This window comes from Caloramator sp. (assembly GCF_020054765.1).
In the GTDB taxonomy this organism is placed as follows: domain Bacteria; phylum Bacillota; class Clostridia; order Clostridiales; family Caloramatoraceae; genus Thermobrachium; species Thermobrachium proteoclasticum.
The window spans coordinates 1-24,376 of sequence record NZ_JAIHAO010000028.1; the positions used below are offsets into that span (position 1 = coordinate 1).

A 24,376-nucleotide genomic window follows, 5' to 3' on the forward strand; every position below is an offset into this window, starting at 1 on the left:
GATGGCATCGCGAGGGTAGGACTTTTTCAAACAAAGAAAAGCTTAGAATTGCTTGGCGAAATGAACGAATGCCCAAGAAATCCTTCATGGGGCTAACTTTTTCAACAGCCTGATAAGAGGATGTACCTCTTATGCCTTTTTTACTGAAGACAAAAATCTCTTTTTATTATTGCATTTAAATATTTTAATTTTTTGATTAAAAAGAAGGAATTTTTGATTTTATGTATAATATAGTAAATATGGGGGGATTTTTGTGGAAGGTTTATTGTGTTATATGAAAAATAAGGCAAATAAAATGGAAAAATTACTAAAACCATTAATAAACTTAATAATTGTTTTAGGTTTAATAAAAATAGGTTGGGGAGTTAAATTAGATGTATTTATTTATATTTTAAATTTGTTTTATATTATTTTATTGCACACATTTAATTCTACATATCTTATAATAAATGCAGTTGTATTTTCTCTATATTTTGCTATACATACACTTCAAACAGGAATAAGATACGATTTGATAATTTTAAATTTAGCACTTCCAATTATGTATACATATTTTCATAACAATCACACCAAAAATCATATTAGTCTTTCCCAAAATAAAGCAGAACTTTTAACATCAGCCTTAGACAATATCCACTTACCTATAATGTTATTAGATAATAATGGTCAGGTAGTTATAGTTAATAATTCATTAAAAAATGTAGTCGGATATGATATTAACTACAAAAATATTTTGAACTTAGTGGAAAATGAAGACAGTAATGAACTAAATAAAACTTTTTATAATTCAATAAACAAGAGAATTCCGTCCTATACAAGAGTAAAAATCAAAAGTTTAGATGAAGAAGAAGTAACACTTTTATTTCACCCATTATCATATTTTAATAAAAATTTATGTTTATGTTTGATGTTTAGCAGTATAAACAAAAATATAGCAGATGATATGAAATCTATCATAGATAATCTTTATAGTAGTGAACAAAATAGGTCAGAGTTTTATGCAAATTTAGCCCACGAACTTAGGACACCTCTTAATGTTATATTAGCCTCAATGCAGATGCTAAATATTTATATTAATAAAGATTTATCAGTAAATAAATATATGAAGATAATGAAGCAGAACTGCTTGAGGCTCTTAAGACTTATAAATAACCTTATAGATGCTACCAAGATAGATGCTAATTTTATGAACTTGAATTTAAACAACTACAACATTGTTAATATAGTTGAAAATATTGTACAGTCTGTTGTTGATTATGCTAAAGCTCAATGCATAGATGTTATTTTTGATACAGATGAGGAAGAAGTGATTGTTGCCTGCGATCCAGATAAGATTGAAAGAATAGTTCTTAATCTATTATCAAATGCTATAAAGTTTACACCTAAAGGAGGAAATATAATTGTTTATGTAAAGACTTTAAATGAATATGTTAAAGTAAGTGTTAAAGATACTGGATGTGGTATACCAATGGAAAAGATAGAGACTATCTTTGATAGATACAGGCAGATTGATAATAATTGCAGAAAATCTGGAAGTGATATAGGGCTATCCCTTGTAAAGAGTTTGACTGAGCTTCACGGAGGTTTTGTGGAGGTTGAAAGTGTAGAGGGAGAGGGGAGTACGTTTAGTTTTGCAATCCCAATAAAAACCATAGATACTGTAGATGATACAGAGGTATTTGAACATAATATGAATGTAGAAAAGATAGAGGTTGAGTTTTCGGATATATATTCATAGTTAGTATATTATAGAAAATAAAATAAAAAAGTGCCATAAACAGCGTTTATGGCACTTTTTTAATCATAAATTATACATTTAAACTATTATAGGTATTCAAATTTAGTTCCTTCTCAGAATTTGCTATAATTGTTGTTCCAACAGCATCCCCTGTTACATTTACTGCTGTTCTGCACATATCAAGTATTCTATCTACAGGAAGAATTAATGCAATACCCTCAACTGGTAATCCCACCTGTTGAAGAACCATTGCAAGCATTACTATTCCGGCACCAGGAACTCCAGCAGTTCCTATTGATGCAAGAGTTGCAGTTAAAACTACTATAATAAGTTGAGTTATAGTAAGGTTTTTTCCAAACAACTGTGCTATAAATACTGTTGCAACACCCTGCATTATTGCAGTACCGTCCATATTTATTGTTGCACCAAGTGGAATTGTAAAGCTTGCTATAGATTCTGGTATTCCAAGCTTTTCTTCACAGGTTTTTAAGTTTACAGGGATAGTTGCATTACTACTTGATGTACTAAAGGCAACAACCATTACAGTCCAGAATTTTTTAAAGAAGTTAATTGGGTTTACTCTACCTACTACCTTTAACATTGAACCATATACAAGTATTAGCTGTATTAAAAGTGCAAATAGTACAGTAAATACATATTTTAGAAGTGGTATTAATACCTTCATACCCTGTGACATAAGTACGTTAGAGATGAGTGCAAATACGCCTAATGGAGCAAATAGCATAACAACACCAATAAGTTTTAGACAAACTTCATTGGCCTGCTCAATTAAACTTAAAAGTCCCTTTGCCTTTTCGCCAACAAGTGTTATACATATTCCAAATAGTATTGAAAACACAATTATTTGAAGCATTTCACCCTTTACAAGGGATTCAAATGGGTTGGTTGGAATCATATTAACAAATATGTCCATTATAAATGGTGCTTGATTTGCCTTAAATTCAGTTGACGAGGAAAGATTAAGCCCTACACCTGGGTTGGTTATGTTGGCAAGTATTAGGGCAATTGTAATTGCCAAAGCTGTTGTAGCTAAATAATATACTATTATTTTACCACCAATTCTACCAAGTTTTCTAATATCACCAAGGCTTGCGGTACCAACGATTAGAGAAAATAATACTAATGGTACAACTATTAATTTAATTCCCCTTAAAAATATATTACCTACAGGAACTAAAATCCACTTTGATAGTGTGGAATTTAGAGTTTCTGGGAAAAAGTTGTTGGCTAAAATTCCAAATATGAGTCCTAAAATAAGAGCATATAATATTTTTTTAGCCAGAGAAGTTTTTTTCATTTTACCAATCCCCCTTATAATGATAATATATAGTTTAATTATATACAAAATATTATGAAATATGCAATAATAAAAACCATAATAATTCAATTATAGTATTTAAATTTATTTAAAAGTCTGTTTTATATAGTTAATTAGTGATATATTGTATTTCTTTATAGGGGTAAGGGGATAATATAATGACAGAATTTGAAAATAAATTTGCAAAAGAACTTTTGATAAAGTTTACGATAATAGAAGGAATTACATTTGAAATTGATTATGTAACTTGATATAATTGTTCTATTGTTTAAACAGGGGGTGTTATTTTGAAGGTTAGGGTTACAAATAAAAATAGCTTATTCTATGGACAAGAGTTCATAGTAGATTTAATGAATCATCAATATGTAGGGTCTAAAAGGGGCAAAATATTAGTAAAATTTGAGGATGTAGAGTTTATTGACTTAACAGATAGCGAGATAAGTATAGTTCTTCATAGAGAAATATTAAAGACTTCTATACCAAAGGCACTAAATGGACTTTTTTATTATAATCTATTAATTGACACAATTTGTCGACATATAGAAGGGGATTTTAATAGGGTTGAGATAATTAGAGAAGATTATAAGGAATTAAAAAGGGTATGGGAAAAGAATCTTTTAATATTAGTAGATAAAATTCCAGTTAAGATTAATATAATAGGACAATATTACACTAAAAATAGTATTGATGTTAACATTACAACGGTTTCTCAAGAGGAATTTATAAGAGAATGCAAAAGGGAAGAGGAAAAATTGGAGAAGGAAATAAGGGAGAGGAATAAAAGAATAGAAGGAATAAAAAGGGCTGTATCTATTGTAATATAATAGATACAGTTCTTTTTTATACTGCTTATTATAAATTGGTATAAAAATTCGATAAAAACGATAAAAAATATATTTAATTGAGTATAAACTATATATTTGCCAAAATACATTAAAATTTGACAGAAAATTAAGTTAGTTAAAATAATTGTTACATGTTAAAATAAAAATGGACCTAATGGATTAATCAAATAATCCAAGTGCTTTAAGAGGTGTTTTGAATGAATATAGTAATAGACAAAAAGAGTGGAATTCCACTATATATACAGGTTAAAAATCAAATAATGGAACAGATTAAAAATGGCACCCTAAAGATTGGTACCAAGATGCCAACCGAACGGGAATTGGCTTCAATGCTTAATATAAGCAGAAACACAATAAGTTCTGCCTATAAGCTTCTTGAACAGGAGGGAGTAATTGTTTCATATCAAGGAAAAGGAACCTTTGTAGCAGAAGAGGCCAAAACTTGGAAGAGACACAGTATAAATGACAAATTATTAAAGATTATAGATATAGCACTTGAGGAATCCCTTAAAATGGGACTGTCCTATGATGAGTTTATTGCACTTGTTATGAACAGAGTAAAGGAGAAGCAGGATATATTAAAAAATATAAGTGCTATTTTTATAGAATGCAACATTGAACAGGCTAAGGATTTTGCAAAGCAGCTATCAAAGGCAACAGGCCTTAATATAATTCCTCTTACAATAAAGGACTTAGAAGAAAGAAACGAAGAAGTGCAAAAAATACTAAATGGAGTACAGGTTATAATAGCAACCTTTAATCACGTGAATGAGGTTAAAGAGTTGACATCAGATTTTAATAAAGAGGTTTTAGGTGTTGCAATAACACCTTGTCTTGAGACAATCGTAAAAATTGCAAAGTACCCAAAGGGGACAAAATTTGGACTTGTGTGCATATCTAATGAATTTCAGTTCAAGGTTCAAAGTGCACTAAAGTCAGCAGGCCTTGATGTAGATATTATTGCTACTACCAGTCGAGAACTAAATGAAATAAAAAACATAATAAACACGTCAGATGTAGTAATAGTTTCCCCAGGAAGACGTAAAGAAGTAAAGGCAATAGTAGGAGATAAGAGGGAGATTATAAGTTTTGATTACAACTTAGACCAAGGCAGCGTAAAGGCTGTTATTTCAAAAATGGTAGAACTTAAAAAAATATAAAGAATGAGGGAGGATTTTTATGCAAAATGGAAAGACTGTAGTTATAGGAGTAATTGGTGCTGACTGCCACGCTGTAGGCAACAAGATTATCGAACACGCATTAAAGGAAGAAGGCTTCAATGTAGTAAACATTGGAGTTTTAAGCCCACAAGAAGACTTTATAAACGCAGCAATTGAAACAAATGCAGATGCAATTTTAGTTTCATCACTTTATGGACACGGAGAAATTGACTGTAGAGGCTTTAGAGAAAAATGCAACGAGGCTGGACTTAAGGATATAATTCTTTATGTTGGTGGAAATCTTGTTGTAGGAAAGCAAGACTGGAAGGAAGTTGAAAAGAGATTTTTAGATATGGGATTTAACAGAGCATATCCACCAGGAACAGATATAAAACTATCAATCAAGGACCTTAAAAAGGATTTGGGGTTAGAAGAATAATTTGAAGGTGATTATATGGATGCTATTTTATTAATTGATTTTGGTAGCACATATACCAAGCTTACTGCTGTTGATATTGAAAATGAAGAGATACTTGCAACAGCAAAGGATTTAACAACTGTAAATACCGATATAATGATAGGTTTTAATAAGGCCTATGAGAAGTTAATGAAAAATATAGGTGAAAGAAAAGTTAACTTTGTTAAAAAGCTTGCTTGTTCAAGTGCAGCAGGTGGGCTTAAGATGGTTGCAATTGGACTCGTACCTGAACTAACAGCAGAGGCAGCAAAGAGAGCTGCTCTTGGTGCAGGGGCAAGAATACTTGGAGTTTATAGCTATGAATTAAATAAACACGAAATAGAAGAAATAAAATCTAAAAAACCAGATATCATTCTACTTGCAGGTGGAACAGATGGAGGTAATAAGGATTGTATAATACACAATGCAAAACTATTGGCAGAGCATATTAAAGATGTTCCAATTGTAGTAGCAGGCAATAAAAATGCAAATGATGAGATTGAGGAAATATTCAATAATGCAGGTCTTTTTTATAAAATTACTGAAAATGTAATGCCAAAGCTAAATACAATAAATGTTGAACCTGCAAGAGAAGTTATAAGAAGCATTTTTATGCAGAAAATAGTAGAAGCCAAGGGAATGAAAAATGCTGAAAACTTTATTAATGGAATATTAATGCCAACACCAGCAGCAGTGCTCAAGGCAGCAAAGATATTAGCAGATGGTAGCGACAAGGAAGAAGGAATAGGTGAACTTATAATTGTTGATATAGGTGGTGCAACAACGGATGTTCACTCAATTGCAAAGGGAGACCCATCAAAGCCTGGAGTTACATTAAGGGGACTTCAGGAGCCATATGCAAAAAGAACTGTTGAAGGTGACCTGGGAATGAGAGTAAGTGCAGTATCACTGTTTGAAGCTGCAGGAACAAGAAGAATTAAAAAGTTTGTACCTAATACACAATATGATGTAGAGGAAAGATGTAAGTTTTTACAACAAAATGTGAATATAATCCCACAAACCGAAGAGGAATATGAATTTGATGAAGCACTTGGTATGGTAGCAACTGAAATTGCTATGGAAAGACACGTAGGTACAGTTGAAAGTGTTTATACTCCAATGGGAATTATCTATTCACAAGTTGGTAAAGACCTGTTAAATGTTAAGTATTTAATAGGAACTGGTGGAGTTTTAGTACACAGTAGAAATCCACAGAAGATTTTGAAGGCAGGGCTTTTTACAATGGAAAGTCCAAACTATCTAAAACCAACCAATCCAGTTATCTTAGTTGATAAGACCTACATATTATCTGCTATGGGGCTTTTGGCAGAGGAATATCCAGATATGGCAGTTAGAATAATGAAAAAATATATTGTAAGGGCTTAAGGAGGAAAACTTATGGAACTAAGAAATAAAAAGCTTACACACGATGAGTTTTTTAAACAAAGAGAGGAAGTTTTAAGACAATGGCCAACTGGTGCTAATCTTAACTTAGAAGAAGCAGCAGAATATTTAAAGAAGGTTCCAGACCACAAGCATTTTAGCAAAAAATTAAGGTATGCTAAGGAAAATGGAATTACTTTAGCACAACCAAGAGCAGGTGTTGCGTTAGTTGAAGATCATATAAATCTATTAAGATATCTTCAAAATGAAGGAGAAGCAGACCTTCTTCCATCAACAATAGACAGCTATACAAGACAAAATAGATACAACGAATGTGAAGTTGGTATAGAGGAGAGTAAAAAAGCTGGACGTTCAATGTTAAATGGATTCCCAGCAGTTAACTATGGTATAGAAGGCTGTAGAAAGGTTTATGAGGCAGTAGATTTACCACTTCAAGCAAGACACGGTACACCAGATGCAAGATTACTTTCAGAAATAATACACGCATCAGGTTGGACTTCAAATGAAGGTGGAGGAATTTCCTATAACATACCATACGCAAAGAGCGTTTCAGTTGAAAAGACAATAAGAGACTGGCAATACTGTGATAGATTAGTTGGTATGTATGAAGAAATGGGAATAGAATTAAATCGTGAACCATTTGGTCCACTAACAGGTACTTTAGTTCCACCAAGTATATCAAATGCTGTAGCTATAATAGAAGGACTTCTTGCAGCAGAGCAGGGCGTAAAGAACCTAACTCTTGGATATGGACAATGCGGTAACTTGATACAAGATGTTGCGGCAATAAGAGCACTTGTTGAACAGGCAGAGGAATATTTCAAGATGTATGGATATGATGTTTACTTAACAACAGTATTCCATCAATGGATGGGTGGATTCCCACACGATGAATCAAAGGCATTTGGGGTAATTTCTTGGGGTTCAGCAACAGCAGCACTTGCAGGAGCAACAAAGGTTATCGTAAAGACTCCACACGAAGCTGTTGGTATTCCAACTAAAGAAGCAAATGCAGCAGGAATCAAGGCTACAAAGCAAACATTAAACCTATTAAGAGGTCAAAGACTACCAGAATCAAAGGAATTAAAGGCAGAAATAGAGCTTATAAAGGCAGAAACTAAGTGCATACTTGATAAGGTGTATGAACTTGGAAATGGTGACTTGGCAGTAGGTACAGTAAAGGCCTTTGAAGCAGGTGTTTTAGATATACCATTTGCACCAAGCAAGTACAATGCAGGTCAAATTATTCCAGCAAGAGATAATAATGGTGCAGTAAGATTCTTAGAATTTGGTAATATACCATTTACAAAGGAAATAAAGGACTTTAATAGACAACTTCTTGAGGAAAGAGCAAAGTATGAAGGAAGACCTGTAAGCTTCCAAATGGCAGTTGATGATATATTTGCAGTAGGTAAAGGTGTATTAGTTGGAAGACCAGAAAATATGAGATAATCAGGGGGAGATTAATATGAGAATAATAGATGTAATTTGTTCAGCAGGTAGAACAGGATTTTTCTTTGATGACCAAAGAGCAATTAAAAAGGGAGCAAAACACGATGGATTTACTTATGTTGGAGAACCAGTGACAGAAGGATTTAAGAAGATAAGACAAGCTGGAGAATCAATTTCAGTAATGATAATACTTGAGGATGGTCAAATTGCATATGGAGACTGTGCAGCTGTTCAATACTCAGGTGCAGGTGGAAGAGACCCATTATTCTTAGCAGAGGATTTTATACCAGTTATTGAAAAGGAAATAGCTCCAAAGCTAATTGGAAGAGAAGTAACAAGATTTAAAGAACTTGCAGAAGAAATAGACTCAATGGAGGTTAACGGAAAGAGACTTCATACTGCAATAAGATATGGTGTAACACAAGCGATACTTGATGCAGTATCAAAGGTAAGAAAGTTAACAATGGCAGAGGTTATAAAGGAAGAATACAACATAAAGGGAGAAATAAAGAGAGTTCCAATATTTACTCAATCAGGTGATGACAGATACAATAATGTAGATAAGATGATTATAAAGGGTGCAGATGTTCTTCCACACGGCCTTATAAACAATGTTGATGAAAAGCTTGGAAGAAATGGAGAACTTCTAAAGGAGTATGTAGCTTGGTTAAGAGATAGAATAAAACACCTAAGAGCAGAAGAAGGATATACTCCAGTTCTACACATAGACGTTTATGGAACAATAGGTATTGCCTTCAATAATAATACACAAAAGATGGCAGAATACCTTGGAGAACTTGAAAAGGTAGCAGCACCATTTAAGCTAAGAATAGAAGGACCAATGGATGTTGAAAACAGAGAAGGACAACTTAAGGCATTAAAGGAACTAAGACAAGAATTAAAGAAGAGAAATATAGGTGTTGAACTTGTGGCAGATGAATGGTGTAACACTTGGGAGGATATAAAACTATTTGTAGATGAAGAAGCAGCAGATATGATTCAAATAAAGACTCCAGATTTAGGTGGTATAAATAACATAGTTGAATCAATCTTATATTGTAAGAAACACGGTGTTGGAGCATACTGCGGTGGAACTTGTAATGAAACAGACCGTTCAGCACAAATCTGTACAAATATTGCAATAGCTTGTGGTGCCGACCAATGTCTTGCAAAACCAGGTATGGGTGTTGACGAAGGATTTATGATAGTGTACAACGAAATGAATAGAGTAATAACTTTAGCAAAGGCAAGAGAAAGAATTAATTTAAAAAGAGAAGCGGCAATAACAAAGTAATATAAAGGGCAATCTCAAAACGATTTTTGAAATGTTTAATGGAATTGTTTTTAGTTTTGGTGTCACGGTAGTTCGTGACACCAAAACTTACAAATAGATAGTTTTGAGAGTAGCCCTATTAAACATTTAGGAGGAATAATATGAGAGAGGTTCACGTTTCAAAAATCACAGAGACAATAAAGAAACTATGTATGGATGCAAATTATTATTTAGGTGAAGATATAAAAAATAAATTTTATGAATTTAAAGAGAAGGAAACTTCAAAGCTTGGAAAAGAAATACTCGATATATTAATAAATAACAGTGAGATAGCAGAGAAGGAACAAATGCCAATGTGCCAAGATACGGGTATGACGGTTGTTTTTATGGAAATAGGTCAGGATGTACACATAGTAGGTGGAAATGTAGAAGATGCAATAAATGAAGGGGTAAGGCAGGGATATATTGAAGGATATTTAAGAAAGTCTGTTGTAAAGGACCCACTTGATAGAGTAAACACAAAGGATAATACTCCAGCTATAATACACTACAACATAGTTCCAGGAGATAAGATAAAGATTACAGTTGCACCAAAGGGATTTGGAAGCGAAAATATGAGTAGATTAAAAATGTTAAAGCCAGCTGATGGTGTTGAAGGTGTTAAAAGGTTTGTACTCGAGACAGTTAAAGAAGCAGGGCCTAATCCTTGCCCACCTATTGTAGTTGGAATAGGAATAGGCGGAACCTTTGAAAAGGCAGCTTTTCTTGCTAAAAAGGCTCTTTTAAGAAGTATAGATGAAGAAAATAAAAATCCCTATTATGCAAAGTTAGAGAGGGAACTTTTAGATGCAATAAATAGGCTTGGAATAGGGCCACAGGGATTTGGAGGATTAACAACCTGTCTTGGTGTAAATATTGAAGTTTATGCAACTCATATTGCTGGCCTACCAGTTGCTGTTAATATAAACTGTCACGCCACAAGGCATAAAGAGGCCATTATTTAGGAGGGGTAAAATGCAAAAGAAAATTACAACGCCATTAACAAATGAATGTATAGAAAATTTAAAAGCTGGGGATAGTGTACTTCTGACGGGATATATTTATACTGCACGTGATGCGGCACATAAAAGACTTGTTGAGCTTATCGAAAAGGGAGAAGACTTGCCCTTTGATGTAGAGGGTCAAGTAATTTATTACGTTGGGCCAACTCCAGCAAAGGAGGGTATGCCAATAGGTTCAGCAGGACCAACTACAAGCTATAGAATGGATCCATATACCTCTGCTCTTTTAGATAAGGGATTAAAGGGGATGATAGGTAAGGGAAAAAGAAGTTTAGAGGTAGTAGAATCAATGAAGAAGAATAGAGCAGTTTATTTTGCAGCAATAGGAGGGGCTGCAGCATTAACTGCAAAATGTGTAAAGGAATCAGAGCTTGTAGCCTACGAAGACTTAGGAGCAGAGGCTATAAGAAGGTTATATGTTGAGGATTTACCTTTAATAGTTGTTATTGATGCAGAGGGAAATAATTACTATGAAATAGGACAGCAGGAATATAAAAAATCTATTGAGTAGGTGATAGTATGAAGATTAATAATCCAGCAAAGGCAGGAAGTTTAGAATCAAACGACATATTTGTTATGGTTTTTCCTAATGAAAATGGAAACGAAATAGAGCTTGAGAGCATAGTTATTAAACAATTTGGCAAAAGGATAAGGGAAGTAATAGAAGAAATCTTAAAGGAGCTTAATGTTGAAAATGCTAAAATTATTGCAAAGGATAGAGGGGCCCTTGACTATACGATTAAGGCACGAGTTGAAACTGCAATAAGAAGAGCAATGTAGCGAGGTGTTAAGAATGAAACTAAGGAGAACAATGCTTTTTATGCCAGGTAATAATCCTGGTATGATACAGAATGCTTCAATACTTGGAGCAGACAGCGTTATATTAGACTTAGAGGATGCTGTTTCAATAGATGAAAAGGATGCAGCAAGAATGCTTGTTAGAAATGCTCTATCAACTCTCGACTTTTCAGGATGTGAAGTGGTTGTTAGAATAAATTCTATCCAAAGTGATTTTGGATATGATGATTTAAATGTTATTGCAAGGGTAAAACCCGATGCAATATTAGTACCAAAGGCAACAAGTGATGATATTGAAGAGATTGATGAAATTCTCTCTATAATAGAAAGAGAAGAGGGATTTAAATTAGGTTCAATTAAGCTTTTCCCTCTTGTAGAGACTGCAATTGGACTTGAAAACATAAGAGAAACAATTCTTGCATCCAAGAGAAATATAGGAGTTCTTCTTGGTGCAGAGGATTTAACAGCGGATATGGGAATAAAAAGAACAAGAGAGGGAAATGAAATATTCTATGCAAGAAACAGGGTAGCTTCAATATGTAAAGCATATAAAATAGACGCAATAGATACTCCCTTTGCAGATGTAAATGATGTTGAAGGTTTAATAGAAGATACAAAGAGGGCAAAGGCAATAGGTATGACGGGAAAAGCAGCAATAAACCCAAGACAGATTGATTATATACACGAAGTATTCTCACCTTCTATGGAAGAGATAATGTATGCAAAGAGAGTTTTAAAGGCTAAGGAGGAGGCACTAAAGGAAGGTAAGGGTGTTTTCTCACTTGATGGAAAGATGGTAGATGCACCAATAATTCAAAGGGCAGAAAACATTATACTAAAAGCTAAACTTGCAGGTATCATAAGGGAGTGATTTTATGGAAAATATTTTGGGAAGAGTTTTACCAGAGTACATAGAAGGCTATGGAGAGGTTAAACCATTTAGTGGAGCCTTTAACAATCTTGGTATAAAGAGCAAAAAACAAGTCTCTGTTAAATGTGTTGCACCTTCTGATGTAAAACTTGTTGAATCAATAAAAGAGGCACTTATAAAATGTGAAATAAAGGACGGTATGACAGTTTCCTTTCACCATCATTTAAGAAACGGTGACTATGTTCTTAATATGGTGATGGATGAAATAGCAAAGATGGGAATAAAGAATATAAAGGTGGCGGCAAGTTCAATATTCCCTGTTCACGCACCACTTGTTGAACATATTAAAAATGGAGTGGTGACAGGTATATATGCAAATTATATGTCTGGACCTGTTGCAGAGGCAGTATCAAGGGGACTTTTAAAATATCCTGCAATTATGCATACCCACGGTGGAAGAGCAAGGGCAATAGAATCAGGCGATTTAAAGATAGATATAGCCTTTATTGCAGCTCCAACCTGCGATGAATATGGTAATATAAACGGTGTTTATGGACCTTCAGCCTGTGGAAGTTTAGGATATGCAATACCAGATGCAATGTATGCAGGAAGGGTTGTTGCAATAACAGATAACTTAGTTGCTTACCCTGCTTGTCCTATAGAAATAAGCCAAGAATATGTAGATTATATAGTTAAGGTGGATTCAATAGGAGACCCTAAAGGAATAGTTTCAGGAACAACAAAGATAACAAAGGACCCAGTTGGACTTAAGATAGCAAAGATGGCAACTGAGGTTATTGAAGCTTCAGGGCTTCTAAAGGATGGCTTTTCATTCCAAACTGGTGCAGGTGGTATATCACTTGCTGTTGCAAAGTATGTAAGGGATGTAATGAAGAAAAAAGGTATAAAGGGTAGCTTTGCAGCAGGCGGAATTACAGGCTATATAGTAGATATGTTTGAAGAAGGCTTATTTGAGGCATTGTTTGACGTTCAGTGCTTTGACTTAAAGGCTGTTGAATCCTATAGAAGAAATGTTGCACATCAAGGTATGTCTGCATCACTTTATGGAAATCCACACAACAAGGGTGCAGTTGTCAACAGATTGGACGTAATGATACTTGGTGCTACTGAAATAGATGTTAATTTTAATGTTAATGTAACAACTGGTTCTGATGGAGTTATAATGGGAGGTTCAGGAGGACATAGTGATACTGCTGCAGGTTCAAAGCTTGCAATAGTTGTTACAAAGCTCTTAAAGGGGAGACTACCAATTGTAGTTGATAAGGTTACAACAGTTACAACGCCAGGAGAAACTGTCGATGTAATAGTAACAGAAAGAGGAATAGCAGTAAACCCAAGAAGACAGGATTTATTAGAAAAATTAAAGGAGACAAATCTACCAATAATGACAATAGAAGAACTTAAAAAACTTGCAGAAAATATGGTAGGAACCCCAGAAAATATAGAGTTTGACGACAAGGTTGTGGCTGTTGTGGAATACAGAGATGGTACTGTAATAGATGTAGTTAGAAAAGTAAAGGAATGATATTATGGAATTTAGATTTTTGATGGATTTTGAAAAATATTTGGCAGATGAATTTTTAAAGGGCATTGGATTAGAACTTGAGAAGGATGTTGATGAAACTTTATGTTGTTTTGAAGATGGAGAGATTATAGGAACTTGCTCCTATTCAAAAAATGTAATTAAATGCTTTGGAATAAAGGAAGAATACAGGGGGGAGGGGCTTGCCTCCTCTCTTATCACAAAAATACAAAATAGGATGTTTGATAAAGGAATATATGAGTATTTTGTTTTTACATTAGAAAAAAATATACAAATTTTTAAGTCCTTAGGCTTTAAAGAGGTGGCAAAGGCTGATTCTGTTGTGCTTCTTGAGGGTGGAACTTCAGATGTTAATAGGTATCTTTTGAATATGGTAAAGGCAAGTGGAATTGATGTAAGTAAAAAAAGAGCTGCTCTTGTTGTGAATTGTAATCCTTTTACACTTGGGCATCTTTATTTAATTGAAAGAGCATCAAAGGAAAATGAAGAGGTTATTGTATTTGTAGTTGAGGAGGACAGGTCAGCTTTTCCAACTGATATAAGGTTTAATTTAGTGAAACTTGGATGTAGGCATTTAAAAAATGTTACTGTTATAAAGGGTGGAAGATATATTATTTCATCCAATACATTTCCATCGTATTTTTTAAGAAAAAAGGATGATAAATTAAGTATATATACTAAACTTGATGCAACTATTTTTGGTATGTATATTGCAAAGGTCTTTAATATTAATAGGAGATATGTAGGGACAGAGCCCTACTGTGATGTAACAAATGAATACAATAAAACTATGTTGAATATATTACCAAATTATGGAGTGGAAGTCTGCTTAGTAGAAAGACTAATAAAGGAAGGTAGTGCAGTTAGTGCATCAATGGTTAGAAGCCTATTGAAGGAAGATAAACTCAATGAAGTAGAAAAATTAGTACCACAGATAACCTATGACTTTCTAAAAACAGAAGAGGGTAAAAGGATAATAGAGAATATAAAAAGGAGAGATTTACCACATTGATAGGAATTTTAGAGGATAGAGAAAGAAGATATGAGGAGACATTAAAATTAATAGATTTAAATTTAGGAACAGTTCTTTGTGCCAAAATTAATTATCCTGGCAAAAACAAAAATACTGAATGTGCTAAAATGGCTTTTAGTGTATTAAGACAGGAAATTTATAAAGAGTTTGATGGAAAGATTAAAGTTGAAAAAAAATTATCAGGCTATGATGGAGACAGTTTGCTTTTGATAATAGATTTACCAATAATAGAAGTTAAAAAAAGAAGTATAAAAATTGAGACTGAACATCCTTTAGGAAGAATATTTGATGTCGATATATATAATAGAGATGGTGTGCCTTTAAGTAGAGGTGATTTTAATATACAGGAAAGAAAATGTATTGTATGTGGAAGTGCTGCAAGGGAGTGTATAGTTAAAAAGAGACATAGTTTAGGAGAGGTTTTAGAAAGAGTTAACAAAATGATAAAGGAATATGGAGACAGGTATGACAAATAGAGAGACATTTATAAAGAAAATATCTCAGATTGCATTAGAGGCAACTTTGCTTGAAGTTTCAACACATCCAAAACCAGGGCTTGTAACGCCCTTTTCTAATGGTTCACATAAGGATATGAGCTATGTAACCTTTATAAAGAGTGCATCTTCTATTGCACCTTATTTTTCTGAATTTATAAATACAGGTATCATATATAGTGAAAATGTTTTAGATAAACTAAGACCAATTGGACTTATAGCTGAAAAGGATATGTTTTGTGCAACTGATGGTGTAAATACGCATAAGGGATTAATTTTTTTGCTTGGTGTTATATGTGCAGGATGTGGAGTTTTGTTTCGTGAAAAGAAAGTTATAAATAGAGCCTCTATATCTAAAACAGTTAGTGAAATTACAAAGGGCATTGTAGAGAGAGAACTAAAAAATTACGACGAAAAAAAAGGTATAACAAACGGACAGAGAATTTATAAAAAGTATGGTTTAACTGGTATTCGTGGTGAAGTTGAGGGAGGACTTAAGTCAATTATAGATTATGCACTTCCAACATTTGAAAAATATAATAAAAGGTTAAGCATTAATGATACGCTTGTTAATACTCTACTTTCTCTTATGACAGTAGTTGATGATACAACGGTTGTACATCGTACTTCAATTGAGGGATTAAATTTTGTAAAAAAACATTCTAAAATTGCATTAGAACTTGGAGGAATGGCAACAAAAAAGGGAGTAGATTATATTGAAAATTTGGATAGAGAATTTAAAGAAAGGAATATAAGTCCTGGAGGATGTGCAGATTTACTTGCAGCAACATATATGATATATAAAATTGAGGCGATATGGAGGAATGAGTATGCAGATTTTACTTTCATCAATTATCAATCACAACAGGAAATATACTAAAGAGGGTGAAGTAGCTACCTATATCCCTGAACTATCTAAGGCAGATAAAAATCACTTAGGAATATATGTGGTGACATTAGATGGTGAAGAGTATGGTGAGGGAGATTATAATGTAAAGTTTACAATGCAGAGTATATCAAAGGTTGTAACATTAATGCTTGCTCTTTTGGATAATGGACCAGAAAAATTATTTGAAAAAATAGATATGGAACCTACTGCAGACACATTTAATTCAATAAGTTCACTTGAAACAAGAAATCCACAAAAGCCATTAAATCCAATGATAAATTCAGGAGCAATTGCAACAACTTCATTAATTTATGGTGAAAGTAGTGAGAAAAAGATTGAAAGGATATTAAAGTTTACAAGAAGAATAACAGGAAATAAGGATATAAATATAAACTATGATGTTTTTAAGTCGGAAAAGGAGACGGGGCATAGAAATAGAGCCCTTGCCTACTATATGAAAAGTACAGGTGTTATAGATGGTGATGTTGAAGATATATTGGATGCATATTTTATGCAGTGTTCTATGGAGGTTACCTGCAAAGATATTGCACGAATAGCAGCAATGCTTGCAAATAATGGACTTTTACCCTGGAGTGGAGAAAGAATAATTCCGGCCCATTATGCAAGAATAGTAAAAACTATAATGGTTACTTGCGGAATGTATGATGAGTCAGGTGAATTTGCAGTAAAGGTTGGAATACCTGGTAAAAGTGGAGTTGGTGGGGGCATACTTGCTGCTGTTCCAAACAGAATGGGAATAGGTGTATTTGGTCCTGCTCTAAATAAAAAGGGAAATAGCATAGCAGGATTAAAGGTTTTGGAGGAGCTTTCAAGGGAACTTGATTTAAGCATATTCTAAGGGGGAAGCAGATGAAAAAGTTGGGAATTTTTTTAATTACATTAGGTATTTCAATATTAATTTTTACAGGGGTTGTAAATTATATAGCCCACAAAGAAAGACAGGCTCTGATTGAAACAGTAAAGGGAGTAAAGAATTCTATAGCTGCAAATGATTTGGAAAAAAATAATGTAAATAAAGATAAAAGGTATAATGCAAAAAATCCTATTGGGGTACTTGAAATACCTAAAATTGATTTAATAATACCTATTGTAGAGGGAGCAACAGAGGAAAGTTTAAGAAATGCCGCAGGACATATTGAAGGCACAGGTCCCTTAGGAGCAGATAGTAGTAATTACTGCATTGCAGGACACAGAGCTCATTATACAGGAGGATTTTTTCATAGGCTTGATGAGCTTGAGAGCGGAGATGAAATAAAGATAAAAACTAAAGAGGGTGAATTCTATTTTAATGTCATAGAAAAGAAGATTGTAACTCCCGATAAAGTTGAGGTTTTAAACCCAATAAAGGGTAAGGCTCTTGTCACACTTATAACTTGCCACCCTTTATATAGTAACAAACAGAGGTTAATAGTTGTGGCAGAGCTCAAAAAATAAAATGGAGCAGGTAACGGGAATCGAACCCGCATAGCCAGCTTGGGAAGCTGGAGCTCTGCCATTGAGCTATACCTGCATTACATTAATATTATAACCAATTTTTACAATTATAATCAATTTGAAAAATAAATAAATATTTTGAAAAATAATTAGATTTATTGGGTAAATCTCAAAAGTGCTTTTATTTTTTGTTAAATTTAAGTATTTTTGAGGAGGGGTTCTATGTTAACATATCATTTTGAAAATAATATACCTTTGTTTAGATGTAGCATATGTGGAAAGTGTGAAGGATTTATAGAATCTAAATCATTCATAAATAAAAATAGAGGATGCTGCTGGTATTTTCCTAAATATACATTGATGGATATTAAAAATATCATATCGATTGGAAGAAAGGATTTTATAAGGAAATTAAAAAAATTAGATAATGTATATATTAGCAGTTTTTATTTAGAGGTTAGAGGTTATTTTGATGAAGAAGGATTTAATAAGATGGATATAGATGAAGATATTGATTTTGATAAAAAACTATTTTTTAGGCTGTGTCCATTTTGGCAAGAAAATGGGTGCAAAATAGATTATAAACTTCGCCCACATACCTGCAATCTTTATCTATGTAGAGAAGTAATAGAACTTTGTAAACAGGGTTATAGCGAATTTTCAAAGGAAAGAAAGGACTATTTTTCTTATATGATCTATTTTAATGAATTATTAAAACGAGAATTAATAGAAAATGGCTTGGACTTATTAAAGGATTTTGAATCTACATTGGAATTTATTAAGAAATATGAAGTACCAAAATTTGAACCAAGACAGATAGAAAAATTAATTTTTATAAATGAAGCATCTTAGAAGCGTTGATAAGTTTTGAGATTTTTTTATTAATTTGACAAATTTTTTTATATTTTAATATTGATTTTAATTATAAAAAAAATTAAAATAAAATTGTGTCAAATTTTGCTATGAGGTGTAGATTAATGAGACTTGTTAACATAGAAAGAGTAAAACCAGGAGATGAACTCGCACAAAGTATACTTGGAGCAGATGGTGCAATTTTATTAAGAGAGGGAGTTATATTAACGGATACCTATATAAGAAGGTTAAAGAATATAGGTGTAGAGTTTTTATATATAAAGGATGCACATTTAGAAGATTTAAAGGGTCAGGATGCTGAGTTTTTACAATTAAAGTCTCAAGCTGTAAAATCAGTTTCAACGGTTTTTTCTAAGCTTCAATACAACAGTGTAAATGAAGTAAGAAACACAATGGACACTATTTTGAATATTGTAGAGTATTTGCTTGAGAACAAGGATATAAATTCAACCTATTTAATGGAGCTTAAGACCTTTGATAATTATACCTTTATTCATTCCTTAAATACCTGTGTATTAGCACTATTCTTTGGAGTAAATCTTAATTATACAAGGAATATGCTTTTAGATTTAGGTATGGGGGCACTTCTTCACGATATTGGAAAGACAAAAATACCAACAGAGATATTAAATAAAAAGGGAAAACTAACAGAAGAAGAATTTGAGATAATGAAGAAGCATACCATCTATGGATATGACATAGTAAAGAATATAAGATATATCAATGAAAGAGGAAAATTGGTTGTACTTGAACATCACGAAAGATTTGATGGTTCAGGCTATCCTAATAAATTAAAGGGAGAGAACATATCAATGTTTGCAAGGATAGGCTGTATAAGTGATGTTTATGATGCGATTATAAGTGATAGAGTATATAGAAAGGGATTTTTAGCAAATGAAGCCTATGAGTTCATATTAGGTGGAAGTGGTACCTTCTTTGATGTAGAACTTGTAAAGATATTTAAAAATAATTTTTCAATATATCCCTTAGGCGTATGTGTAAGGTTGTCAAATGGAATTGAAGGATTTGTGGTTGGACACAATAAGGGATTACCAGATAAACCAGTAGTTAGAGTTATTTATGATGAGAAGGGTAACTCAATTCAACCTATTGAAATTGATTTATCTAAGCAAACCAATATAACAATTGTGGATGTAATAGTATAGATTAATGTATTTATCACTTAGGTACGAAAAAGTAATATATAGTGTAGTCCCATAAAAGGATTTTGTAGTAATAAACAAAATCCAGGCTGTTGAAAAAGTTATATATTGATTAGCCCCATGAAGGATTTTAAGGCATCGGTTCATTTCGCTAATCAATTCTAAGCTTTTCTTGTTTGAAAAAGTCCTACCCTCGCGATGCCATCGTCCTGATGGCCGCTCGGCTCGGCACGTCCTGTGCCGAATTATGGACTTTTTCAAAGTCGAAAACCTAAGAATTGCTAAAGCTTATGAAAGAGCCCATTGAAATCCTTTCATGGGGCTTTTTTATACTTTAGCTAACAAATGGGTTTGTCAACAATTTGGATTTTGTAGTAATAAACAAAATCCTTTTATGGGACTTTTTAAGTATGAACTGTCATATATGTTTAGCAATAATGATTGAATAAAAAATAAATCCGGAATAAATCCGGATATGGGGAATGAGGGAATATGGAGTTACTTTCCATATTAAAATACCACAAAATGAAGGATGAGTCAACAAAAATTTCATATTTCATTTGTTATAAAATTGTAGCTGACATAATATATTTTAAGAAGAGCAATATTTTTGGTGTTTCTATGCAGGATATAATTATGTTGGCACTTTTTACTGAAGCTATATGGGAAACATTAAAGCTTATTAAAACTAAGGATAAAATTAACTATGATAGAATAGGTGCAACAGCTGTAGGTATTTTAATAGCTATTGCTGCAAATGTAGATATTTTTTTATACTTAGGGAGGCCTCTTACTATTAAATATTTAGGGGCAATTTTAACAGGTATTTTAATTAGTAGAGGTTCTAATTTTATCCATGATTTACTTGGAAGTGTTAGCAGTATGTATCAAAGAAATAAGCCATAGGAATTTACCTATGGCTTATCTTATACGCTTTATTAGTGTTAATTTTCTCCCTTTAAGTGGTGAAATTTTTACGACGTCACCAGTTCTTGGAGCGTGTACAAACATTCCATCTCCTAAGTAAATTCCAACGTGACTAATTGGGCTATAAAAGAATACTAAATCTCCTGGCTGGGCATCATCAAGACTAACAGTTTGTCCAACTCTTGCCTGCTGTGATGCTCTTCTTGGAAGATTAATACCAAAATGAGCATATACATACTTAACATAGCCAGAACAGTCAAACCCTGATGGAGTATTTCCGCCCCAAACGTATGGAGTACCTAAAAATCTTAAAGCAAATGATACTATTTCGTTGGAGGAGGCTGAAATATTTCCTCTTGAGGTTGATGTAGATTTATTTGTTTTTCCATTTATTTGATTGTATAATTGATATATTTTTGCCTGATATTTTTTCATCTGCTCAGCGTACTGCTTCTTTTTAGACTTAAGCTGTGATATTAATTTCTGCTGTTCTATTTTCTTTTGGTTTATATCCTTTAATTTTTCTTCATTTTGATATTTTAGTTCTTCAATCTTTGCTTTAGATAGTTCAAGTTCTTTCTTTTTATTGTTTAATTCTTGTACTCCCCTGTTGATTTCATCAAGTGCATTAAGGTCAAACTGTATTACTGTTTTTACCATTTCAATTCTTGAAAGTAAATCGCTAAGACTGGTAAAACCAAGTATTAATTCTATATAATTTTCCGAACCATTCATATACATATTTTTAATTCTTTCATCAGCTGTCTTTTTTCTATTTTCAAATTCCATTTGAACCTTTTCAATTTCTTGTTGTTTTTGTAATATTTCATTATTAATGTTCTTAATTTCATTTTCATTCTTTTTTATTTCAAGGCTAACTTCATAGGCCTCAGCATCTATTTCTTCTATTTTAGATTCAATTTCGCCTATTTCCTGCATAACATCGTTATATTCTTTTTTTGTTTCTTGAAGTTTTTGTTCCAATTGTTTTTTTTCTTCTATTGGAGTTGCATAGGATAGGCTTGTACTAAAAATAAAAAATAAAGATAAACCTAAGGCAATTTTATTTAGTTTCATACTATACCCCCTTTACTACAATTTAAATTATATCATTTTTATTATTTAATTGGTATCAAAAATTAGAGAAAAATTTTTACAAAAGAATCTAAAAGTATTTAATTAGCTACAACAATATCGAAATTGTTACATAATAAAACAGCATAAAACTATAGTGGCTTATTCTTAAAAATTTTAAATTTTTCACATAAATGTGTTGTTTTATAAATTAAAATACTTTATAATATAATAGTGCAATCGTTTGAACAATTGTAAGGAGGCATATTATGAGCAGTTTATTAAAAATATTAAATAGGCTTGAAGAAAATATAGACAATGGAAAAGAGATTGACTTCAAAGTGCCTGCTATTTGGAATTCATTTGGATACAAAGGTTTAAAAGAAAATAAGGGGACAATATCAGTAAATCCATATGAATTCTATAGTGAATGTATTAAAAATACAATACTACCATATTACAACAAAGAAAAAAATTATAGCAATCCACTATCTAAATTAGTAGAGACAAAAAAATGGAACGGTTACATAGGTGGAGACTGGATAAAGAAGGCTAATGTTTATGGTATGCAAATAAGAACATCAAGTGCCTATGACCACGATGGAAGTGGAAGTCTTGAGCTAAATAACAGATTTGGACTTAAGGACACAGGGACTTTCCTAAAGACAATAGCACTTCTTCCACATCTTAAGAGAATGGGAATAGATGCTATATATTTACTACCTATATCCAAAAACAGTATGAGATATAAAAAGGGTGAGATGGGTTCACCATATGCAGTTAAGAACTTTTTTGAGCTTGATCCAACTTTAAAGGATCCAATGTTAGGTGAAGATATTACTATAGATGAAGAGTTTAAAGCATTAGTAGAGGCTTGTCATATATTAGGCATAAGAATAATGATAGACATTATACCAAGAACTTCAGCGAGGGATAGCGACCTTATATTTGAACATCCAGAATGGTTCTATTGGGTAAAGATAGATGAGCTTGACACATATGCACCACCTTATGTAGAAGGAATAAAGGCTGGGGATAAGCCATCTGTAGAAAACCTACCAAAGGTTTATGCAAGTGAAAGTGTAAAAAATCATATTAAAAAATTCTGCCCTGCTCCAAATGTTATAGATGAGAAGAAGTGGAATAACATTAAGGAAAGATGTTTAAAGGACAAAAGTTTAGATTTCTTTGATTTAATACAACAGGAGTTTGGTATAACTACTGCTCCAGCCTTCTCAGACTGTATAAACGACCCGCAACCACCTTGGACAGATGTTACTTTCTTAAGATTATATTTAGATAATCCTGAGGAGTCTGCAAAGTATGTAGATGAAAACCAGCCGCCATATATATTATTTGATATAATAAAGTCTAACTTATTCCAAGGAAAGCAAAAGAATATAGAACTTTGGGAAAGAATAGCAGACATTATACCAAGCTATCAAAGAAAGTATGGTATAGATGGTGCACGTATTGATATGGGACACGCACTACCAAAGGAATTAGAAGAGATGATACTAAAAAATCCAAGAGAGTTTGATGAGGATTTTTGCTTTATTGCAGAGGTATTAGACAATAAGGGAGATAAAGCAGCAAGAGAATCAAATTACAATATGATAATAGGAACAGCTTGGGCAGAAGAACCAAGATTCTATAAGGGTAAGTTTAATAAGCTTGTAGAGGATATGGAAAACCTAAAGGCTCCAATATTTGCAGCAGCAGAAACTCCCGATACACCAAGAGCAGCTTCAAGACTTGGTGGAAAAAAGTTCTCTAAATTTGTAGCAGTAATGAATGCATTTTTACCAAATGGAGTTCCTTTCATAACTTCAGGTTTTGAAATATTAGAAAAACAACCTATGAATTTGGGGCTTGATGCCAAGGAAGAAAATAGATTTTTACTTGATAAAAATGACCCATTATACGGAAAGCTTGCCTTCTTTGATAAGTATGCATTACATTGGGAAAATAGTGAAAATGATGAAATACTAAATATATTAGAAGATGTAGCAAATATAAGAAAAGAGTATTTAGATTATATTACAGATATTAATAATTATGTAAAATGTAGATTTGATAGAGAGAATATACTTGCAACTGCATATAGAGTAAATGATGAAACTCTGCTTGTTATAGGTAATTTAGATTTTGAGGATTCAGTAAAGCTTTCAAAGGAAGATATAGAAAAGGCACTTGGATTTAGTATAGTTTCATTAAAGACAATATTTAAAGATTTTAGGAAGGCAGATAAAGAAGAGAAGGATGTAGTGTTAAAGTACGGAGAAGTTGCAATTTTTGTTGTAAAGTAAAGTTAGAGGGCTGTGAAGCAAGTTTCACAGCCCAAGCTATAAAAAGGTTATATAGTGATTAGCCCCATAAAGGATTTTAAGGCATTAGTTCATTTCGTTAATCAATTCTAAGCTTTTCTTTGTTTGAAAAGTCCTACCCTCGCGATGCCATCGTCCTGATGGCCGCTCGGCTCGGCACGTCCTGTGCCGAATTACGG

General features: G+C 32.7%; 23 protein-coding genes and 1 tRNA gene. 21 read left to right on the forward strand and 3 right to left on the reverse strand.

Annotated features, from left to right (window positions below; genetic code table 11):
- The first annotated feature begins 253 nt into the window (after nt 1-253).
- Complete coding sequence (locus JG776_RS08990) at nt 254-1,738, forward strand: HAMP domain-containing sensor histidine kinase (RefSeq protein ID WP_291966757.1); 1,485 nt, start codon at nt 254-256, stop codon at nt 1,736-1,738.
- Nucleotides 1,739-1,808: 70 nt separating this feature from the next.
- Here the strand turns inward: JG776_RS08990 and JG776_RS08995 are convergent, their stop codons facing one another.
- Nucleotides 1,809-3,056: a dicarboxylate/amino acid:cation symporter gene (locus JG776_RS08995; protein WP_291966758.1), complete on the reverse strand. Its 1,248-nt coding sequence runs from the start codon at nt 3,054-3,056 to the stop codon at nt 1,809-1,811.
- 308 nt (nt 3,057-3,364) lie between these two features.
- On the opposite strand from JG776_RS08995, the gene JG776_RS09000 reads away from it, so the two are divergent.
- From JG776_RS09000 to JG776_RS09075, 16 genes are all read left to right on the forward strand, one after another.
- Entirely contained in the window at nt 3,365-3,901 is a 537-nt protein-coding gene (locus tag JG776_RS09000) for a hypothetical protein (RefSeq protein WP_291966760.1), read from the forward strand.
- Between the two features lie 218 nt (nt 3,902-4,119).
- Nucleotides 4,120-5,082 (forward strand): GntR family transcriptional regulator, encoded by a 963-nt coding sequence (locus JG776_RS09005; protein ID WP_291966762.1) that lies wholly within the window; start codon nt 4,120-4,122, stop codon nt 5,080-5,082.
- Between the two features lie 19 nt (nt 5,083-5,101).
- Complete coding sequence (glmS, locus tag JG776_RS09010) at nt 5,102-5,521, forward strand: methylaspartate mutase subunit S (RefSeq protein WP_035165669.1); 420 nt, start codon at nt 5,102-5,104, stop codon at nt 5,519-5,521.
- Nucleotides 5,522-5,536: 15 nt separating this feature from the next.
- Nucleotides 5,537-6,925 (forward strand): methylaspartate mutase accessory protein GlmL, encoded by a 1,389-nt coding sequence (glmL, locus tag JG776_RS09015; protein ID WP_291966764.1) that lies wholly within the window; start codon nt 5,537-5,539, stop codon nt 6,923-6,925.
- A gap of 12 nt (nt 6,926-6,937) precedes the next feature.
- On the forward strand, nt 6,938-8,395 hold the full coding sequence (locus tag JG776_RS09020) for a methylaspartate mutase subunit E (RefSeq protein ID WP_291966766.1): 1,458 nt from the start codon (nt 6,938-6,940) through the stop codon (nt 8,393-8,395).
- A gap of 16 nt (nt 8,396-8,411) precedes the next feature.
- On the forward strand, nt 8,412-9,689 hold the full coding sequence (locus JG776_RS09025) for a methylaspartate ammonia-lyase (RefSeq protein WP_291966768.1): 1,278 nt from the start codon (nt 8,412-8,414) through the stop codon (nt 9,687-9,689).
- Between the two features lie 140 nt (nt 9,690-9,829).
- Complete coding sequence (locus JG776_RS09030) at nt 9,830-10,672, forward strand: fumarate hydratase (protein ID WP_291966770.1); 843 nt, start codon at nt 9,830-9,832, stop codon at nt 10,670-10,672.
- A gap of 10 nt (nt 10,673-10,682) precedes the next feature.
- Entirely contained in the window at nt 10,683-11,240 is a 558-nt protein-coding gene (locus JG776_RS09035) for a Fe-S-containing hydro-lyase (RefSeq protein WP_291966772.1), read from the forward strand.
- 8 nt (nt 11,241-11,248) lie between these two features.
- On the forward strand, nt 11,249-11,509 hold the full coding sequence (citD, locus tag JG776_RS09040; protein ID WP_291966774.1) for a citrate lyase acyl carrier protein: 261 nt from the start codon (nt 11,249-11,251) through the stop codon (nt 11,507-11,509).
- Nucleotides 11,510-11,522: 13 nt separating this feature from the next.
- A complete protein-coding gene (locus tag JG776_RS09045) occupies nt 11,523-12,398 on the forward strand; it encodes an aldolase/citrate lyase family protein (protein ID WP_073248519.1) in 876 nt (291 codons plus the stop codon).
- 4 nt (nt 12,399-12,402) lie between these two features.
- Nucleotides 12,403-13,944 carry a citrate lyase subunit alpha gene (gene citF, locus JG776_RS09050; RefSeq protein WP_291966778.1) on the forward strand — a complete coding sequence of 514 codons (1,542 nt, stop codon included), beginning with the start codon at nt 12,403-12,405 and terminating at the stop codon, nt 13,942-13,944.
- 4 nt (nt 13,945-13,948) lie between these two features.
- Nucleotides 13,949-14,974: a [citrate (pro-3S)-lyase] ligase gene (citC, locus tag JG776_RS09055; RefSeq protein ID WP_291966779.1), complete on the forward strand. Its 1,026-nt coding sequence runs from the start codon at nt 13,949-13,951 to the stop codon at nt 14,972-14,974.
- Nucleotides 14,971-15,471: a citrate lyase holo-[acyl-carrier protein] synthase gene (gene citX / locus JG776_RS09060; protein WP_291966781.1), complete on the forward strand. Its 501-nt coding sequence runs from the start codon at nt 14,971-14,973 to the stop codon at nt 15,469-15,471. The genes citC and citX overlap by 4 nt, the downstream gene beginning before the upstream one ends.
- The gene (gene citG, locus JG776_RS09065) at nt 15,461-16,369 is read left to right on the forward strand and encodes a triphosphoribosyl-dephospho-CoA synthase CitG (protein WP_291966783.1); all 909 of its coding nucleotides are present in this window, start codon (nt 15,461-15,463) and stop codon (nt 16,367-16,369) included. The genes citX and citG overlap by 11 nt, the downstream gene beginning before the upstream one ends.
- Nucleotides 16,320-17,237 (forward strand): glutaminase A, encoded by a 918-nt coding sequence (gene glsA, locus JG776_RS09070; RefSeq protein WP_073248508.1) that lies wholly within the window; start codon nt 16,320-16,322, stop codon nt 17,235-17,237. Before citG ends, glsA begins: the two co-directional genes overlap by 50 nt.
- Before the next feature lie 11 nt (nt 17,238-17,248).
- Nucleotides 17,249-17,833, forward strand: a complete 585-nt coding sequence (locus JG776_RS09075) for a class D sortase (RefSeq protein ID WP_291966785.1) — start codon at nt 17,249-17,251, stop codon at nt 17,831-17,833.
- Nucleotides 17,834-17,835: 2 nt separating this feature from the next.
- On the opposite strand, the gene JG776_RS09080 is transcribed toward JG776_RS09075, so the two are convergent.
- Nucleotides 17,836-17,909 (reverse strand) — tRNA-Gly (locus JG776_RS09080).
- A gap of 146 nt (nt 17,910-18,055) precedes the next feature.
- On the opposite strand from JG776_RS09080, the gene JG776_RS09085 reads away from it, so the two are divergent.
- From JG776_RS09085 to JG776_RS09095, 3 genes are all read left to right on the forward strand, one after another.
- Nucleotides 18,056-18,685 (forward strand): hypothetical protein, encoded by a 630-nt coding sequence (locus JG776_RS09085; RefSeq protein WP_291966787.1) that lies wholly within the window; start codon nt 18,056-18,058, stop codon nt 18,683-18,685.
- 125 nt (nt 18,686-18,810) lie between these two features.
- Nucleotides 18,811-19,872, forward strand: a complete 1,062-nt coding sequence (locus JG776_RS09090) for an HD-GYP domain-containing protein (RefSeq protein ID WP_291966788.1) — start codon at nt 18,811-18,813, stop codon at nt 19,870-19,872.
- Between the two features lie 489 nt (nt 19,873-20,361).
- On the forward strand, nt 20,362-20,775 hold the full coding sequence (locus tag JG776_RS09095; protein WP_291966790.1) for a hypothetical protein: 414 nt from the start codon (nt 20,362-20,364) through the stop codon (nt 20,773-20,775).
- A gap of 15 nt (nt 20,776-20,790) precedes the next feature.
- Here JG776_RS09095 and JG776_RS09100 read toward each other — a convergent pair whose 3' ends face one another.
- Nucleotides 20,791-21,873: a C40 family peptidase gene (locus JG776_RS09100; RefSeq protein WP_291966792.1), complete on the reverse strand. Its 1,083-nt coding sequence runs from the start codon at nt 21,871-21,873 to the stop codon at nt 20,791-20,793.
- Between the two features lie 266 nt (nt 21,874-22,139).
- Between JG776_RS09100 and JG776_RS09105 the strand changes: the two genes are divergently transcribed.
- Nucleotides 22,140-24,179, forward strand: a complete 2,040-nt coding sequence (locus JG776_RS09105; protein ID WP_291966795.1) for an alpha-amylase family glycosyl hydrolase — start codon at nt 22,140-22,142, stop codon at nt 24,177-24,179.
- Nucleotides 24,180-24,376 lie beyond the last annotated feature (197 nt).